The sequence below is a fragment of the Domibacillus sp. 8LH genome (assembly GCF_038806185.1).
Lineage (GTDB): Bacteria > Bacillota > Bacilli > Bacillales > Domibacillaceae > Domibacillus > Domibacillus indicus_A.
This window is the reverse complement of record NZ_JAVJNG010000376.1, coordinates 1-230: the sequence shown is the minus strand read 5'-3', so window position 1 is coordinate 230 and position 230 is coordinate 1. Positions and strand designations below refer to the sequence as shown.

1 pseudogene is annotated in these 230 nt (G+C 34.8%); it reads right to left on the bottom strand.

The window, feature by feature from the left end:
- Positions 1–230: pseudogene (locus tag RG959_RS25075) on the bottom strand (acetylglutamate kinase); the annotation flags it as partial.

Sequence of the window (230 nt, the reverse complement as noted above, 5' to 3'; positions counted from 1 at the left end):
GATTGTTTATATGTTTAACTTTTCCAACGTAACCATAACGTTCCTTGTCCAAAAAATCAGCTTTTACAACTTTTGACAAGCTAGCTTTCAACTGAATAGAGTCAATACTCTCTTGTAAAAATTTCTGACTGATTTCTGCACCTACTTGCTCAATCAAAGCATGATGAATCAACTCCATATCAGATTGACGGGTTATACGAAGTCCATTAATTTTCTTAACGGGAAGGGAA